Below are 16991 nucleotides of genomic sequence, written 5' to 3' on the forward strand. Positions count from 1 at the left end.
GCCGGCGGCTACTCGGCCGCTTCTGCCTGCACGACGGGAAATTCGATAATGCCCTTGCGCGTGGCGGCGAGCCCGACGCGGCCATGCTTTATGGCCAGGGCCTTTTCCCCAAACAGCTTGCGCCGCCAGCCCTTGAGGGCGGCCACATCGGCCTCGTCATCGAGCACCAGGGCATCGATATCGTCAGAGGTGGCGATGATCCGCGCGGCAACGCCATGCTGTTCGGACACCGATTTCAGCAGTACGCGGATAAGATCGCCCACCGCGCCCTTGGGCGAGGGGCCGCGATAGCGCTCGGGCATGCTCGGCAAATCGGCCTTGCCCAGTGCCTCGACATCCTTGAGCAGCGCCATGATTTCGCCTGCGGCTGCGCTGCGGCCAAAGCCGCGCGGCACGGCGCGCAGCTTGTCGAAGGCATCGGGAGTCAGGGGCCGTTGCATGGCCAGCTCGAACAGCACATCGTCCTTGAGCACGCGGCTGCGCGGCTGGTCGCCATCCTGCGCGCGCTTTTCGCGCCAGCCGGCCAGAACCTTGAGCGCGGCAAGATCACGCGGCCGGTTGATTTTCATCTTCAGCCGTTCCCAGGCCTTATCCGGCTGCACCACATAGGTATCGATGCTGCGCAGGACGCCCAGCTCGTCTTCCACCCAATCCCAGCGCTTGGTTGCGTCCACCTGCTTGCGCAGCTCGCGATAGATGTCGCGCAGATAGGTGACGTCGGCCAGCGCATAGGTCAGCTGCTTTTCCGAGAGCGGGCGGGCCGACCAATCGGTGAAGCGGGAGGATTTATCGAGCTCTACATTGGTGATGGACCGCACCAGATTGTCGTAGGACACGCTGTCGCCGAAGCCGCAAACGCTCGCGGCGATCTGGGTGTCGAAGATATTGACCGGCACCTTGCCGGTGAGCTTGACGAAAATTTCCACATCCTGCCGGGCGGCATGGAATACCTTGGTGACATCGGGATTGGCGAGCAATGCGAAAAACGGAGACAGGTCGATCCCTTGCGCCAGGGGGTCAATCAGCACGGCTTCATCGTCTGTAGCGGCCTGGATCAGACAGAGCTTTGGCCAGTAAGTGGTTTCGCGCAAAAACTCGGTATCAACCGTTACGAAATCAAACTGGGCGGCGCGCTCGCAGAAGGCCGCGAGCGTATCTGTGGAAATTAGGGCGTCCATACCGGTTTCCGTCTCAAAATAGTCAAGATTGTTCCTAGCAGGTGCTGCGGCGTCACTCCAGAAGTGAATCTTTAAGCATAAGGAATTGGTTAGCACGGCCTCGTGATCCGGTTGAATCGCTTCTGCCGGTCCAACTTGACAAGCCTGCCGACCCATGCGCTTTTCCGGCCCAAGATTCCGGCCTTTTACCGAGTTCCGACATGACAACACATCGATACCGCTCGCACACCTGCGGGGCCCTGACAGCCCAGGATGCGGGCCAGACCGTCCGTCTCAGCGGCTGGGTACACCGTATCCGCGACCATGGCGGCCTGCTGTTCATCGATCTGCGCGATCATTACGGCCTCACCCAGGCGGTCATCGACCCCGATTCTCCGGCTTTCGCTGCCGCCGAGAAGGTGCGCGCCGAATGGGTGCTGCGCATCGATGGCGAAGTGAAGCTGCGTGACGCGGCTGCCGTGAATCCGAACCTGCCCACGGGCGCGGTTGAAATCTATGTCCGCGAGATCGAAGTGCTCTCGGCCGCCAAGGAATTGCCGCTGCCGGTGTTTGGCGACCAGGAATATCCCGAGGATGTGCGCCTCAAGTATCGCTTCGTCGATCTGCGCCGCGAAAAACTGCATGCCAATATCGTCAAGCGCACCAAGGTGATCTCCGCCATGCGCCGCGACATGGCGACGGCCGGCTTTGCCGAATATTCGACGCCGATCCTCACCGCTTCCTCGCCTGAGGGGGCGCGCGACTTCCTGGTGCCCAGCCGTATCCATCCCGGCAAGTTCTTCGCGCTGCCGCAGGCGCCCCAGCAGTATAAGCAGCTGCTGATGGTGGCCGGCTTCGATCGCTATTTCCAGATTGCGCCGTGTTTCCGCGACGAAGATCCGCGCGCCGACCGGTTGCCGGGCGAATTCTACCAGCTCGACCTGGAAATGAGCTTCGTGACCCAGGAAGACGTCTGGAACACGATGGCCCCTATCATCACCGGCATCTTCGAGGAATTCGCTGATGGCAAGCGCGTCACCAAGGAATGGCCGCGTATTCCCTATGATACGGCGATCCGCAAATATGGCTCGGACAAGCCAGACCTGCGTAACCCGATCGAGATGCAGGCGGTCACCGAGCATTTTGCCGGTTCGGGCTTCAAGGTCTTTGCCGGCCAGATCGAGGCCGACGACAAGGTCGAAGTGTGGGCCATTCCCGCACCTACCGGCGGCAGTCGTGCCTTCTGCGACCGCATGAACGCCTGGGCGCAGGGCGAAGGCCAGCCAGGCCTTGGCTATATCTTCTTCAAGGACGGGCAGGGCTCCGGCCCCATCGCCAAGAATATCGGCGAAGAACGCACCGCCGCCATCAAGGCCCAGCTCGGCCTCAACGATGGCGACGCGGTGTTCTTCGTCTGCGGTCGCCCGGCCAAGTTCTACAAGTTTGCCGGGGAAGCCCGCACCAAGGCCGCCACCGATCTGAACCTGGTGGATACCGAGCAGTTCGCCCTGTGCTGGATCGTCGATTTCCCGTTCTACGAATGGGATGAAGAGGAAAAGCGCGTGGACTTCGCGCATAATCCCTTCTCCATGCCGCAGGGCGGGATGGACGCGCTCAACAGCCAGGACCCGCTGACCATCAAGGCCTATCAGTATGATGCGGTCTGCAATGGGTATGAAATCGCCTCCGGCTCGATCCGTAACCAGCTGCCCGAGACCATGGTCAAGGCGTTCGAACTGACCGGAAAGAGCCGTGACGAGGTTGAGGAGCAGTTTGGCGGCCTCTATCGCGCCTTCCAGTATGGGGCTCCGCCACATGGTGGCGCGGCTTTCGGCATCGATCGCATCGTCATGCTGATCTGCGGCGTGCAGAACCTGCGCGAAATCACGGCCTTCCCGATGAACCAGCAGGCTGAAGACCTGCTGATGAACGCGCCGAGCCCGGCTTCCGCCAAGCAGCTGCGCGAGCTCAGCATAAGGCTCAACGTGCAGGACAAGTAGGCCTTCGAATATGGCTGCAAGAAGGGGCGGGGACCGGCTTAGTCGCCGCCCTTTTTGTGCCTGGCCGACCGGATTAATCAGCGTTAATGATGCGTTAAACGCATATTGTTACGCGTAGGATGACCAAGGGTCTCTTTCCGGATTCGTTCTGTGCAGTCGCGGTACTCCCACATCCTGATGCTTTTGGGCGCCATCCTGGCGTTCGTGCCCATTCTGGCGGTGGATTATCTGCTCGACGCCTATGTGCGTGTGCGCGAAAAAGCGATTATACAACAATCAGCTAACCTGATCAGTTCACAGATTGAAATCGGTGCGCTTGACGCCGTGGGGTCCCTCCGGCGCATCCTGGCTTCCAGCCCTTCGCTCTGCACGCCGACCTTCGTCGCCAATGTGCAGAATGAGATCGAGTCCAGCCTCAATATGAAGCAGGTGCTGGTCGAGAATGCCGATGGCGTCCAATATTGCGATGCTTTTGGCCGCTCGGTCAGCTATTCGCCGCTGTCGCAAAGCCTGCCGATACCGGGCCACACCGAGACGATCACCGTGGTCAAGCTCGGTGAAATGGCCATGCCCGCGCTCAAGATCACCCAGATATTTGGCACCACGCGCCGCGTTTCCGCCTTTGTACCCCTCATCGGGCAAAGCCGCGATGGGCTGGCCAAGACCATTCCGACGGCGGGTATATTGCGGGTGGTGCTGACCAATGGCACGCCGGTTTTTACCATTGGCGATGCGGCTGCTTTCGACCAGGAAGAACCGGGCACCGAATTTGTGTCCGCCCAAAGCTTTGCCGGCGAATTGCCGCTCAAGGTCGAATCCGCCGTGCCCTTTGCCATAGTGCGTGCCGGCTATGCCGATCTCGACGTGAGTTTCACCGTTCTGGCGTGCCTGATGAGCGCGGTCTTCCTGCTGACGGCATTGCATTATGTCCGCCGCTCGCGCGTGCCGGCCTTCGATCTGGAACGCGCCATCGCCCGCGGGCAGATCAAGCCCTATTACCAGCCGGTCATCAATTTGCGGACGGGCCAGTTGATGGGCTGCGAAGTGCTGTGCCGCTGGGAGAAGCGGAATGGGGAAATCGTCCCGCCCGGCGCTTTCATCGATTATGCCGAAGTTACCGGCCTTGCCATTCCCATGACGCTGTCGCTGATGCAGCAGGTTAAGTTCGATCTCGGCGAACTGTGCCGCCAGATGCCCGACCTCAAGGTCTCGATCAACCTGTTCGAGGGCCATTTCCGGGATGGCAGCATCGTCGAAGACGTGCAGGCCATTTTCGGCAATTCTCCCATTGCATACCGGCAATTGGTGTTCGAGATCACCGAGCGGCGTCCGCTGGCCAATTCCACGGTAGCGATCAGCGTGATCGCGGGCTTGCATGCCCTGGGGTCCAAGCTTGCCATGGACGATGCGGGCACGGGGCATTCCAACCTGGCCTATCTCGGAACGCTCGGCGTGGATGTCATCAAGATCGACCGTATTTTCGTTGATATGATCAAGCCCGACACGACACAGGTGCCGGTGCTGGATGGGCTGATTGCCATGGCCAAGGACCTCAATTGCGAGATCGTGGCCGAGGGCGTCGAAACCGAAGCGCAGGCGCTTTATCTGCGGGCGCGCGGTGTGCTGCAGGCGCAGGGCTTCATTTTCGCGCCCGCATTGAAGGTTGGGGCATTCAAGGAACTGGCCATAGCGCTGCAGGCAACCCAGCCGCAGCGGCGGCGCGCAGAAAGCGCAGTCGCCACTGCTGCCTAGGACGTGCGGGGATTCCGTGATGGCGGCCTGCAAATGGCGGTTTTCTGCGCTTCCGGTGCTCACGTACCCAAACGTACGTTCCGCTCCGGTTCTCGAAAGCCACCATTTTCGCTGGCGCGGACCTTCGGTTCGGCTCGCCCTGACGGAATCCTCGCACGTCCTGGTTTGGCAATAGGTCTTGGGACATTAGGTCTTTTCATCCTGCCGGATTGATGGCACGTACGCGTGCCGGCAATCCATTTGCATTGATGGCCGGATCGCCAGGAGAATATCTCGTGTCCACCGACATCAACGAGCAGCGGAAGGCCCTTCGCGAAGCGGCTCTGCATTTCCACGAATTCCCCAAGCCCGGCAAGCTGGAGATCCAGCCGATCAAGCCGTTGGGCAACCAGCGCGACCTGGCATTGGCCTATTCGCCCGGTGTGGCCGCGCCTTGCGAGGAAATTGCCGAGAATCCCGATAGCGTGGCGCGTTATACCTCGCGGCAGAACCTGGTCGCGGTGATCTCCAACGGTACGGCCGTGCTTGGCCTGGGCAATATCGGCGCACTGGCTTCCAAGCCCGTGATGGAGGGCAAGGCCGTCCTGTTCAAGAAATTCGCCGGTATCGATGTGTTCGATCTCGAGATCGACGAGATCGAGCCCAAGAAATTCATCGATGCCGTAGCGCCGCTCTGGCCGACCTTCGGCGGCATCAACCTGGAAGATATCCGCGCGCCCGATTGCTTTGAAATCGAGGAAACCCTGCGCGAGCGCATGCCGATTCCGGTATTCCATGACGACCAGCACGGCACCGCGATCATTGTCGGTGCGGCGGTGCTGAACGGGCTGGAGCTGGCCGGCAAGAAGATCGAGGACGTCAAGATCTGCACGTCCGGGGCAGGGGCCGCGGCCATTGCCTGCCTCAATGTGCTGGTGGCGCTGGGCGCGAAATACGAGAACATCTGGGTCGCCGACAAGGATGGCCTGGTCACCCACAAGCGCAATGACGTCAACGACAAGTGGCGCGGCCAATTCCGTCGCACCAGCGATGCCACGAGCCTCGCCGAAGTCATCGAGGGCGCCGATGTGTTCCTGGGCCTTTCGGCCGCCGGTGCGCTCAAGCCCGAAATGCTGGCGAAGATGGCGCCCAAGCCGCTCATCCTGGCGCTGGCCAATCCGAACCCCGAAATCATGCCGGAACTGGCCAAGGAAACCCGGCCGGACGCCATGGTCTGCACCGGCCGTTCGGACTATCCGAACCAGGTCAACAATGTGCTGTGCTTCCCCTTTATCTTCCGCGGGGCGCTCGACGTTGGCGCCACCACGATCAATGAAGAGATGAAGCTGGCCGCCGTGCGCGCCATTGCCAAGCTGGCGCATGAACCGGGGCTGGAATCCTCGCCTTCGGGCGCGCCAGCCGTTTATGGGCCAGAGCACATCATCCCCAATCCGTTCGACCAGCGGCTGATTCTGCGCATCGCCCCGGCGGTTGCCCGCGCGGCGATGGAATCGGGCGTCGCCAAAAAGCCGATCACCGATTGGAAGGCCTATTTCGACAGCCTCAACCGCTTCGTGTTCCGCTCGGGCCTGGTGATGAAGCCGATCATCGACCGCGCGCAGGGGCAGAACAAGCGCATTGCCTTTGCCGATGGCGAGGACGAGCGCGTGCTCCGCGCCACGCAGGTCCTGCTGGAAGAACGCATTGCCCGGCCCATCCTGATCGGCCGTCCGGCGGTGATCGAGGCGCGCATCGAACGCTTCGGCCTCAATCTCAAGCCAGGCAGCGATTTCGAGGTCATCAACCCCGAAGACGATCCGCGCTATCGCGATTATGTCTCGCTGTTCCACTCGCTGGTCGGCCGCGACGGGGTCACGCCCGATACGGCCCGGCAGATGGTGCGCACCAATACCACGGTGATTGGGGCCTTGGCCGTCAAGCGCGGCGAGGCCGATGCGCTGATCTGCGGCCTGCAGGGGCGTTTTATCAAGCATGTGCGTGATATCCGCTCGGTCATCGGCCTGCAGGACGGGCTTAATGATGTCTCGGCGCTGTCCATGCTGATCATGCCGCGTGGCGCGTTCTTCCTGGCCGACACCTATGTCAACCAGGACCCGACAGCCGACGAGATCGTGCGCATCACGCTGCAGGCGCGCGACCACCTCAAGCGCTTCAATATCGAGGCGCGTGCGGCCCTGCTCAGCTATTCGAATTTCGGTTCGCGCGACGGCGACAGCGCCTACAAGATGCGCGAAGCCTATAAGAAGCTCAAAGCCATTGCCCCGGACCTGATTGTCGAGGGCGAAATGCAGGGCGATCTGGCGCTCAATCAGGACCTGCGCGAGCGCTATGTGCCCGATACGATCCTCAACGGGGAAGCGAACCTGCTGATCTTCCCCAATCTCGACGCGGCCAACCTTTCCATGACGCTGCTCAAGGAAATGAACAATGCGCTGTCGGTGGGGCCGATCCTGATGGGGCCGAAATCGCCGGCCCATATTCTGGCGCCGTCCACCACCAGCCGCGGCATCGTCAACATGGCTGCCATCGCTGCCACCGAAGCCATAGGAACCGAAGCATGATCCGGCACACCGTCGTCTTCACCCTCAAGCATGCGCCCGGTTCGGCCGACGAGGATGGCTTCCTGCGCGGTGCATTGGTGCTGGCCGATATTCCCGGCGTCGAAAAGTTCGAGCAGCTCCGCCAGGTCAGCCCGAAGAATGACTACGCCTTCGGCTTCTCGATGGAGTTTGCCGATCAGGCCGCCTATACGGGCTATAACGAGCACCCGGTTCATGTCGCCTTCGTGCGCGACCGCTGGGTGCCCGAAGTCGAGCGGTTTCTGGAAATCGACTATACCCATCTCTGATCGGGGCAGGGCGCTTGCTGGCGGACGGCCGATGCGGTAGAGGGCTGTCGTCGCCTCCAGCAAGCAGAGGATGCCCCCGATGAATCAGATTGCTGTATTCGCTGGGAGTTCGCACCCAGAGCTGGCAAAAGACATCTGCACCCAGCTCGGCGTTCCGCTCCATCCCACGCTGGTAAAGCGCTTTTCCAACGATTGTCTCGAAGTGCAATTGCAGGCCAATTGCCGCGAGCAGGACGTGTTCCTGATCCAGACGCTGAGTGCGCCGGTGCAGGACCATCTGGTGGAACTGTTGCTGATGCTCGATGCGGCGCGCGGCGCCTCGGCCTCGCGGATCACCGCGGTCATCCCACATTATGCCTATGCGCGCTCGGACAAGAAGGATGCTCCGCGCATCTCTATCGGCGGGCGGCTGGTTGCGGACCTGTTGACGACCGCCGGCGCCGACCGGGTGCTGACCATGACGCTGCATTCCCCACAGGTGCATGGCTTTTTCAGCGTGCCGGTGGATCATTTGCACGCCCTGAGTGAACTGGCGGCTTATTTCCAGCGCTATGACCTGAGCAATGCCGTCGTGGTTTCCCCCGATCTGGGCAATGCCAAGACCGCGGCGGCATTCGCGAAGCGGCTGGGCACGCCGGTAGCCGCGGGCGCCAAGGAACGCATCAGCGATACCAAGGTGCGTATCTCGGCCATTATTGGCGAGGTGCGCGGGCGCGACGTCATCGTGCTCGACGACGAGATTGCCAGCGGCGGTTCGATGATCGAATTGCTGGGGCATTTGCGGGCCAATGGGGTGCGCTCGATCCGCATTGCCTGCACGCATGGCATTTTTGGCGGCAATGGTCTGCAACGGCTGGCCGCCGAGCCCGACCTGGCGGAAATCGTCTGTACCAATACGCTGCCTATCGCGCCGGAGCGGATGGTCGACAAGCTCACGGTTCTTTCGGTTGCGCCGGCCCTGGCCGAAGCCATGCGGCGCATCAATAGCGGAGAGTCGGTCAGCTCGCTCTTCCATGATGCGGTGCGGTCCGAACAGGCGGCCGCCGAATAGCGAAACCCCATGTTAAGGCATTGTCAGCCATACTGATCTGCGTTCAGTATCGGTTTGCTCATGCCCACCCGTCTCAAACGTCCGCCCTTCTGGCGTCCACTGGCAATGACCGTGGCGCTGCTGGGTTTTCAAGGCTATCTGGCCTATTCGGCAATCAGCGGGCAGTTCGGCATCGAGAACCGCGAGCAGATTCTTGCCGATATCGATGTCCTCAAATCCCGCTCGGCAGCACTGCAGGCGGAGATCGACGCTTTCCGCCATCGCTCGACCCTGATGGACAGCCGGCGGCTTGATCCTGACATCGTCACCGAGCGCGCCCGGGCGCTGCTGAACATGGCCAATGCAGATGACATTATCGTCATGGTTGATCCGGTGAGCGGTAAACCACTTTCCGGTAAATTTGATGAATTAGCCAAAGATCAGTTAAACGCAATTATCGCAGCGGATTCAATCCTCTAGCGATAGTTTCGTTTGCTTGATGGGCATTGCTTTGCGCCAATCGCTTGCACTATGATGCGCTTCTGTGGCCAATTCAGGCCCTGCGGCAAATCCATTTCCGATGCGGAGCGTTCCCCTATGGCGCGTAAGGCTGTGGCCACCAAGGCCAAGACGCAATCCAACATACCTCAGCTTACCAAGGAACAGGAGCTCGAAGCTTATCGCGAGATGCTGCTGATCCGGCGCTTCGAGGAAAAGGCCGGCCAGATGTATGGCATGGGCCTGATCGGCGGCTTCTGCCACCTCTATATCGGCCAGGAAGCTGTCGTCACCGGCATCACCATGGCTTCGGAAAAGGGCAAGGACGCCCAGATCACCGGCTATCGCGACCACGGCCATATGCTGGTCATGGGGCTGGACCCCAAGGGCGTCATGGCCGAGCTGACCGGGCGCCAGGGCGGCTTGTCGAAAGGCAAGGGCGGCTCGATGCATATGTTCTCCAACGAGCATCGCTTCTACGGCGGCAACGGCATTGTGGGCGCGCAGGCCTCGCTGGGGACGGGCCTCGGTTTTGCGGCCAAGTACAAGGGCGACGGCTCGGTTTCCATCGCCTATTTCGGCGACGGCGCGGCCAATCAGGGCCAGGTCTATGAGAGCTTCAACATGGCCAAGCTGTGGAAGCTGCCGGTCGTGTTCATCATCGAAAACAACAAATACGCCATGGGCACCTCGATCGAGCGCTCGTCGGCCACCACCGATTTCTCTCAGCGCGGCGCTTCGTTCGATATTCCGGGCGAGCAGGTCGACGGCATGGATGTGCGCATGGTCTATGAAGCGGCCAAGCGCGCCATCGAGCATGCCCGTTCGGGCAAGGGCCCGTTCATCCTCGAAATGCTGACCTATCGCTATCGCGGCCATTCCATGTCCGATCCGGCGAAGTATCGCACCAAGGATGAAGTGACCAAGTACCGGCAGGAACGCGACCCGATCGAACAGATCAAGGCGCGGCTGCTGGCGGAAGGTTACGCCACCGAAGAATCACTCAAGGCGACGGAAGCCGAAATCCGCGCCATCGTGACGGAAGCAGCAGATTTCGCGACCAATGATCCCGAGCCGGATGCGTCCCAGCTCTGGACCGACATTACGATCTCAGCCTGAGATCGATAGATGAGCGCGCTTCTCGGTGTGATCGTGCTGTTCACCGTATTGGCCCTGGCCATTGCGGTGGTCCAGGCTGTCGCGATCACCCGGCTTGCCCCGGCCAGCGAGCAGATCGGCTCGTTTTTTCCGCTCGGCTGGTGGAAGTTCGGCCAGATCGAGGCCAAGGCCGGCCCGCAAGCTGCGCGCCCCTTGGCTATCTACAAGCGCGCCGTCATCGCCTTTGCAATCTTTCTGGTGCTCGGGTTGATCCTGAGCGGTTGGTCCGCCAACCGTCCGGCACAGGCCGAGAGCACCACTGCCTTTGTTCAATCCAATCCTGAAATTCCTGCCCGCCGCGTGGCCGCGATGCCCGGCGCCCCCTCGCTGGAGAGTTAAATGCCCCAAATTCTGATGCCTGCGCTGTCGCCCACCATGGAAGAGGGCAAACTGGCCAAGTGGCTGGTCAAGGTCGGCGACACTGTCAAATCCGGCGACGTGCTGGCCGAGATCGAAACCGACAAGGCGACCATGGAAGTCGAGTCGGTCGATGAAGGCGTGGTCAAGGAATTGCTGGTTGCCGAAGGCACCGAAGGGGTGAAGGTCAATACGCCCATCGCCCTGGTTCTGGCGGAAGGCGAAACGGCGAGCGCGGCTCCCGCACCGCAAGCGGTAGCGGCAGCCGAACCGGCGCCGAGCATGGTGGAAGCCGAAGCGCCAGTGCCGGCGCCGGCTCCCAGCGTTCCGGCGGCGCCCGCTGCCCCCGCCTTCCAGGCCGCCAACGACCCTGACCTGCCCGAAGGCGTGGAAATGGTCGAGATGACCGTGCGCCAGGCGCTGAACGAGGCCATGGCCGAGGAACTGCGCCGCGACAAGGACGTCTTCGTCATGGGCGAGGAAGTCGCCGAATATCAGGGTGCCTACAAGATCACGCAGAACCTGCTGCAGGAATTCGGCCCCGAGCGCATCATCGATACCCCGATCACCGAGCACGGCTTTGCTGGTCTCGCCGTCGGCGCGGCCTTTGCCGGCCTCAAGCCGATCGTCGAATTCATGACCTGGAACTTTGCCATGCAGGCCATCGACCAGATCATCAATTCGGCCGCCAAGCAGCTCTATATGTCGGGCGGCCAGGTCACCGCGCCCATGGTGTTCCGCGGCCCCAACGGCGCCGCTGCCCGCGTGGGCGCCCAGCACAGCCAGGACTATTCGGCCTGGTACAGCCACGTTCCCGGCCTCACCGTCATCGCGCCCTATAGCGCCGCCGACGCCAAGGGCCTGCTGAAAGCCGCCATTCGTTCACCCAATCCGGTCGTCTTCCTTGAAAACGAAATTCTTTACGGCTCGACGGGCCTCGTCCCCAAGGTCGATGATTTCGTGCTGCCCATCGGCAAGGCCCGCATTGCCCGCAAAGGCGCCGATGTCACCATCGTTTCCTTCTCCATGGGCATGCGCTACGCCACCCAGGCCACCGAAAAGCTGGTCGCGGCCGGCGTTGATGTCGAACTGATCGATCTGCGCACGCTGCGCCCGCTCGACAGCGACACCGTGATCGCCTCGGTCAAAAAGACCGGGCGCCTGGTGACCGTGGAAGAGGGCTGGCCCCAGGGCGGCATCGGCGCCGAGATTTCGGCCCGCGTCATGGAACAGGCCTTCGATTATCTCGACGCCCCCGTCATGCGCGTGACCGGCAAGGATGTTCCAATGCCCTATGCCGCCAATCTCGAAAAGCTGGCGCTGCCCAACGTCGATGAAGTCATCGCGGCGGTCAATGCCGTGACGTACCGCTCGTAAGGAGAGACGAGATGCCGATTGAAATCACCATGCCGGCGCTCTCTCCCACGATGGAAGAGGGCAAGCTTGCCAAATGGCACGTCAAGGAGGGCGACAGTGTCTCTTCCGGTGACGTGATCGCCGAAATCGAAACCGACAAGGCCACGATGGAAGTCGAGGCCGTGGACGAGGGCAAGATCGGCAAGATCATGGTTGCCGAGGGCACCGAAGGTGTGAAGGTCAACGCTGTTATCGCCGTGCTGCTACAGGAAGGCGAGGACGCCGGCGCCATCGGGGCAGGGGCAAGCAAGGCTCCCGAGGCACCAAAGGCGGAAGCCCCCAAGGCTGAAGCTCCGGCCGCGGCTCCCGCGCCGGCAGTCAAGGCTCCCGAAGCCGCCCCGGCACCAGCACCTGCTGCTCCGGCCAAATCTGAAGGCGGCAAGATCTTTGCGTCGCCGCTCGCCCGTCGCCTGGCCAAAGAGGCCGGCATCGATGTTGCCAGCATTGCCGGCTCGGGCCCCAAGGGCCGCGTCATCAAGTCGGACGTGGAAGCGGTCAAGGCCGGCAAGGGTGCTACAAAACCCGCGCCCGCCGCAGCTCCGGCCGGTGCCACGCTTGCCGGCGGCATGAGCAAGAACCAGGTCATCGCGCTTTACGAGGAAGGCAGCTACGAGCTGGTGCCGAACGATGGCATGCGCAAGGTCGTCGCCGCGCGCCTCACCGAATCCAAGCAGACCGTGCCGCATTTCTATCTGACGCTCGACTGCAGGATCGATGCGTTGCTTGCGGCGCGTGAGCAGATCAATGCTTCTGCGCCTAAGAGCAAGGAAGGCAAGCCGGCCTTCAAGCTCTCGGTCAATGACTTCGTGATGAAGGCCTGGGCCGTTGCGCTGCAGCGCGTGCCTACCGCCAATGCAACCTGGGCCGGGGATTCGATCCTCTACCACAAGCGCAGCGACGTGGCGGTTGCCGTGTCGGTGCCCGGCGGGCTGTTCACGCCCGTGGTCAAGTCCTGCGATACCAAGACGCTTCGGGAAATCTCCGAAGAGGTCAAGGACCTGGCGACCCGCGCCCGCAACAAGAAGCTGGCCCCGCACGAATATCAGGGCGGCTCGTCCTCGGTATCCAATCTGGGCATGTTCGGCATCAAGGAATTTGCCGCGGTGATCAACCCGCCGCATGGCACCATCCTGGCGGTCGGTGTCGGCGAGGAGCGCGTCTATCCCGAGAATGGGCAGATCAAGATCGGCCAGTTCATGACCGTCACGCTCTCCTGCGATCACCGAGCCGTCGATGGCGCCTTGGGCGCCGAAGTGCTGGGCGTGTTCAAGGGGCTGATCGAAAATCCCGTGATGATGCTGGCCTAAGGGGCAGGGCGCATGAAAACAATCCTTGCCTACGGCGACAGCCTGACCTATGGCGCGGACCCCGGTGGCGGTCCGCGGCATGCCTATGAGGATCGCTGGCCGACCACGCTCGAGCAAGGGCTGGGCGGCAAGGCACGCGTGATCGCCGAGGGCCTGGGTGGCCGCGCCACCGCCTATGACGATTGGACGGCTGCCGCCGACCGCAACGGCGCGCGCATCCTGCCCACGCTGCTCGACAGCCACAAGCCGCTGGACCTGATCATCATCATGCTCGGGACCAATGATTTGAAGCCATTCGTCGCCGGTTCGGCTGCCTATGCTGCCCGCGGCGCACGGCGGCTGGTGGAGCTGACGCGTGGGCACTTTGCGGCGACCGGCGAAGCGGCTCCGCAAATTCTGCTCGTTTCGCCGCCGCATATCGTCGAGACGACCAACGAGAACATGCTGAGCAATTTCGGCGGGCTCGACCATCTGCTGCGCGAGTCGCATGACTTTGCCCGCCACTATCGCCGCCACGCCGACGAGACGGGCGTCGCCTTTTTCGATGCCGCGACGGCCGCCAAGGCCGATCCGCGCGACGGTGTCCATCTCGATGCGGCCAATACCCGCGCCATAGGCGCCGGGCTCGTGCCTGTCGTCAAATCCATACTCGGCCTCTAGGCCAAACTCTGGAGGCCAAAATGGCTGACCAATACGATCTTCTCGTTATCGGCGCCGGTCCGGGTGGCTATGTCGCCGCCATTCGCGGTGCGCAGCTCGGCATGAAGGTAGCCATTGTCGAGCGCGAGCACATGGCTGGCATCTGCTCGAACTGGGGCTGCATTCCCACCAAGGCGCTGCTGCGCTCGGCCGAAATCTACGGCCATATGAGCCACGCCAAGGACTATGGCCTGACCGTCGAAAAATTCGGCGTCGACATCGATGGCGTGGTCAAGCGCTCGCGCGCCATCGCCGCGCAGATGAACAATGGCGTCCAGTTCCTCATGAAGAAGAACAAGGTCGACATCATCTGGGGCGAGGCGGTCATCACCAAGCCCGGCGAGGTCAAGGTCGCCCCGACCAAGAAGGCCATCGTGCAGCCACAAGGCCCCGTGCCCAAAAATGCGCTGGGCGAGGGCATCTACAAGGCCAAGAACATTATCATCGCCACTGGCGCCCGCCCGCGCGTGCTGCCCGGCATCGAGCCCGATGACGATAAGATCTGGACCTATTTCGAGGCGATGAAGCCCGCCACCATGCCTAAATCGCTGGTGGTCATGGGCTCGGGCGCGATCGGCGTCGAATTTGCCTCCTTCTATCGCTCCATGGGCGCAGACGTGACAATCATCGAACTGCTGCCGCAGATCATGCCGGTGGAAGATGCGGAGATTTCCGGCCTTGCCCGCAAGCGTCTGGAAAAGCGCGGCATCAAGATCCTGACCGATGCCAAGGTCGCCAAGGTCGAAAAGACCAAGGACGGCGTGGTGGCTCATGTCGAACTCAAATCCGGCGAAAAGCAGCAGATCACCGGCGACAAGCTGATCTCGGCCGTCGGTGTGCAGTGCAATATCGAAGGGTTGGGGCTTGAGACCGTCGGGGTCAAGACCGAGCGCGGCGCCATCGTCATCGATGGCTATGGCAAGACCAATGTGGACGGCATCTGGGCCATTGGCGACGTCGCCGGCCCCCCGATGCTGGCCCACAAGGCCGAGCATGAGGCCGTCATTGCCGTCGAAAAGATTGCCGGCCTCAAGGTGCATGGCCTCGATAAGCTCAAAGTGCCCGGCTGCACCTATTGCGAACCCCAGGTCGCCAGCGTCGGCCTCACCGAAGCCAAGGCCAAGGAAGCCGGTCGCGAGATCAAAGTCGGGCGGTTCCCCTTCGTCGGCAATGGCAAGGCGATTGCCCTCGGCGAACCCGATGGCCTGGTCAAAACCATCTTTGATGCGAAAACCGGAGAACTCCTCGGCGCTCACATGATCGGCGCGGAAGTGACCGAATTGATCCAGGGCTTTGTCGTGGCGATGAATCTGGAGACGACCGAGGAAGAGCTGATCCACACCATCTTCCCGCATCCGACGCTGAGCGAGACGATGAAGGAAAGCGTGCTCGACGCCTATGGGCGCGCGCTGAATATCTAAGTGAAGGGCGAGAGCCCATCGGGCAGTCGGCAAGTAAGGAGTTATCCACATGGTCAAAGCTATCCAAGTCGGCCTCGGGCACTGGGGATTCAGCTGGACCAAGGAAGTTATCCCCAAAGTTCCCAATATCGAGATGGTGGGCTATGTCGATTCCAATCCTGACGCGGTCAAGCGCGTGCAGGACGAGCTTGGCGTCGATGAGAAAAGCTGTTTTCTGAGCCTCGAAGAGGCCGTGCAGGCCGTCCGCGCCGATCTCGCCATCTGCACCTTGCGCACCGAAGCGCATTATCCGGTGGTCAAGCGCTGTCTTGAACTGGGCCTCAATGTCATTGTCGAAAAGCCTTTCGCTTCGACTGTGGCGCAGGCCAAGGAATTGGTGGCGCTCGCCAAGGCCAGTGGCCGTGTTTTGATGGTCAGCCAGAATTATCGCTTCCAATCCGCGCCCATCGCCGCCGCCGAGCTGATCAGCGCCCGGAAATTCGGGGCGGTAAACCTGGTCTCCATCGATTTCCGGCGCCATGCCCCGACCCAGGGCTATCGCTATTGGGATATGCCCGATCCGCTGCTGGCCGATATGTCGATCCATCATTTCGACCTGATGCGCATGGTGCTGGGCGACGAGCCCAAGCGTGTGTCCTGCCGCACCTGGAATCCCGAAGCGAGCCCTTTCGGCTATCACCCGATTGGCGTGGCAACGCTGGAGTTCGAAAGGGGCACCATCGTTTCCTATCGCGGCAGCTGGATGAGCAGCGGCCCGGTAACGCCATGGTCGGGCGAATGGACCATGGATTGCTCGGAAGGTGAAATCATCTGGTCCTCCCGCGATCATTTCATGGGCAAGAGCGGTCCCGATCGTCTGAGCCTGCGGGCGCTCGACAAGGAAGCCGTTCCGGTCGCCCTGGCGCCCGTCCAATACACCGATCGCACCGGCACTCTGGCAAGCATCGCCAAGGTGCTGGAAAGCGGCGTAATTCCCGCGCGTTTCAGCTCGGGCGAGGATAATCTGCATTCGCTTGCCCTGGTGCAGGCAACCATCACCTCAGCCGCCCGGGGCGGCGAGTGGGTAGACATCGCGGAGATCATGCAATGAATGTCGGAACGCAGGAACTTCTGATCTTTCTCGCCATCGGCCTCGTCGCCGGCTGGCTCGCTGGCCTGCTGCTCGGTGGTGGCGGGCTGCTACGCAACCTGATCGTGGGCGTGATCGGCGCCTTTGTCGGCGGCTGGCTGCTGTCGGTGGCCAATATCTCGCTGCCGGTCGGCCATCCGCTGGCAAGCCAGATCATTACCGCAACGCTTGGCGCCATCGTCGTCATCATCGTGGCGCGGGTCGTGGTGAAGTAGGCCC

Annotated in this window: 15 protein-coding genes; 14 read left to right on the forward strand and 1 reads right to left on the reverse strand. The window is 61.8% G+C overall.

What is annotated here, in order from left to right; translation table 11 throughout:
• Window positions 1–8: 8 nt before the first annotated feature.
• Window positions 9–1178 (reverse strand): ribonuclease D, encoded by a 1170-nt coding sequence (gene rnd / locus QQL79_RS07555; RefSeq protein ID WP_284389480.1) that lies wholly within the window; start codon window positions 1176–1178, stop codon window positions 9–11.
• Between the two features lie 200 nt (window positions 1179–1378).
• On the opposite strand from rnd, the gene aspS reads away from it, so the two are divergent.
• The 14 genes from aspS (at window position 1379) to QQL79_RS07625 (ending at window position 16987) form a co-directional block, all read left to right on the forward strand.
• On the forward strand, window positions 1379–3157 hold the full coding sequence (gene aspS, locus QQL79_RS07560) for an aspartate--tRNA ligase (protein ID WP_284389482.1): 1779 nt from the start codon (window positions 1379–1381) through the stop codon (window positions 3155–3157).
• A gap of 150 nt (window positions 3158–3307) precedes the next feature.
• Window positions 3308–4909, forward strand: coding sequence for an EAL domain-containing protein (locus tag QQL79_RS07565; RefSeq protein WP_284389484.1), 1602 nt, complete (start codon window positions 3308–3310; stop codon window positions 4907–4909).
• 275 nt (window positions 4910–5184) lie between these two features.
• Window positions 5185–7470 (forward strand): NADP-dependent malic enzyme, encoded by a 2286-nt coding sequence (locus QQL79_RS07570; RefSeq protein WP_284389486.1) that lies wholly within the window; start codon window positions 5185–5187, stop codon window positions 7468–7470.
• A complete protein-coding gene (locus QQL79_RS07575; RefSeq protein ID WP_284389488.1) occupies window positions 7467–7757 on the forward strand; it encodes a Dabb family protein in 291 nt (96 codons plus the stop codon). Before QQL79_RS07570 ends, QQL79_RS07575 begins: the two co-directional genes overlap by 4 nt.
• A gap of 79 nt (window positions 7758–7836) precedes the next feature.
• The gene (locus tag QQL79_RS07580; protein ID WP_284389490.1) at window positions 7837–8808 is read left to right on the forward strand and encodes a ribose-phosphate diphosphokinase; all 972 of its coding nucleotides are present in this window, start codon (window positions 7837–7839) and stop codon (window positions 8806–8808) included.
• 105 nt (window positions 8809–8913) lie between these two features.
• A complete protein-coding gene (locus QQL79_RS07585; protein ID WP_284389492.1) occupies window positions 8914–9267 on the forward strand; it encodes an FtsB family cell division protein in 354 nt (117 codons plus the stop codon).
• A gap of 117 nt (window positions 9268–9384) precedes the next feature.
• Complete coding sequence (gene pdhA, locus QQL79_RS07590) at window positions 9385–10404, forward strand: pyruvate dehydrogenase (acetyl-transferring) E1 component subunit alpha (RefSeq protein WP_284389495.1); 1020 nt, start codon at window positions 9385–9387, stop codon at window positions 10402–10404.
• 9 nt (window positions 10405–10413) lie between these two features.
• Window positions 10414–10782, forward strand: coding sequence for a hypothetical protein (locus QQL79_RS07595; RefSeq protein ID WP_284389496.1), 369 nt, complete (start codon window positions 10414–10416; stop codon window positions 10780–10782).
• Complete coding sequence (locus QQL79_RS07600; protein ID WP_284389498.1) at window positions 10783–12177, forward strand: pyruvate dehydrogenase complex E1 component subunit beta; 1395 nt, start codon at window positions 10783–10785, stop codon at window positions 12175–12177. It abuts the gene before it with no gap.
• A gap of 11 nt (window positions 12178–12188) precedes the next feature.
• Window positions 12189–13523 carry a pyruvate dehydrogenase complex dihydrolipoamide acetyltransferase gene (locus QQL79_RS07605; RefSeq protein WP_284389499.1) on the forward strand — a complete coding sequence of 445 codons (1335 nt, stop codon included), beginning with the start codon at window positions 12189–12191 and terminating at the stop codon, window positions 13521–13523.
• Window positions 13524–13535: 12 nt separating this feature from the next.
• A complete protein-coding gene (locus QQL79_RS07610) occupies window positions 13536–14183 on the forward strand; it encodes an SGNH/GDSL hydrolase family protein (RefSeq protein WP_284389501.1) in 648 nt (215 codons plus the stop codon).
• 20 nt (window positions 14184–14203) lie between these two features.
• A complete protein-coding gene (gene lpdA / locus QQL79_RS07615; protein WP_284389502.1) occupies window positions 14204–15643 on the forward strand; it encodes a dihydrolipoyl dehydrogenase in 1440 nt (479 codons plus the stop codon).
• A gap of 49 nt (window positions 15644–15692) precedes the next feature.
• Window positions 15693–16733: a Gfo/Idh/MocA family protein gene (locus tag QQL79_RS07620; RefSeq protein WP_284389504.1), complete on the forward strand. Its 1041-nt coding sequence runs from the start codon at window positions 15693–15695 to the stop codon at window positions 16731–16733.
• A complete protein-coding gene (locus QQL79_RS07625) occupies window positions 16730–16987 on the forward strand; it encodes a GlsB/YeaQ/YmgE family stress response membrane protein (protein WP_284389506.1) in 258 nt (85 codons plus the stop codon). Before QQL79_RS07620 ends, QQL79_RS07625 begins: the two co-directional genes overlap by 4 nt.
• Window positions 16988–16991: the final 4 nt, after the last annotated feature.

The sequence above is a fragment of the Devosia yakushimensis genome, from assembly GCF_030159855.1.
GTDB lineage: Bacteria > Pseudomonadota > Alphaproteobacteria > Rhizobiales > Devosiaceae > Devosia > Devosia yakushimensis.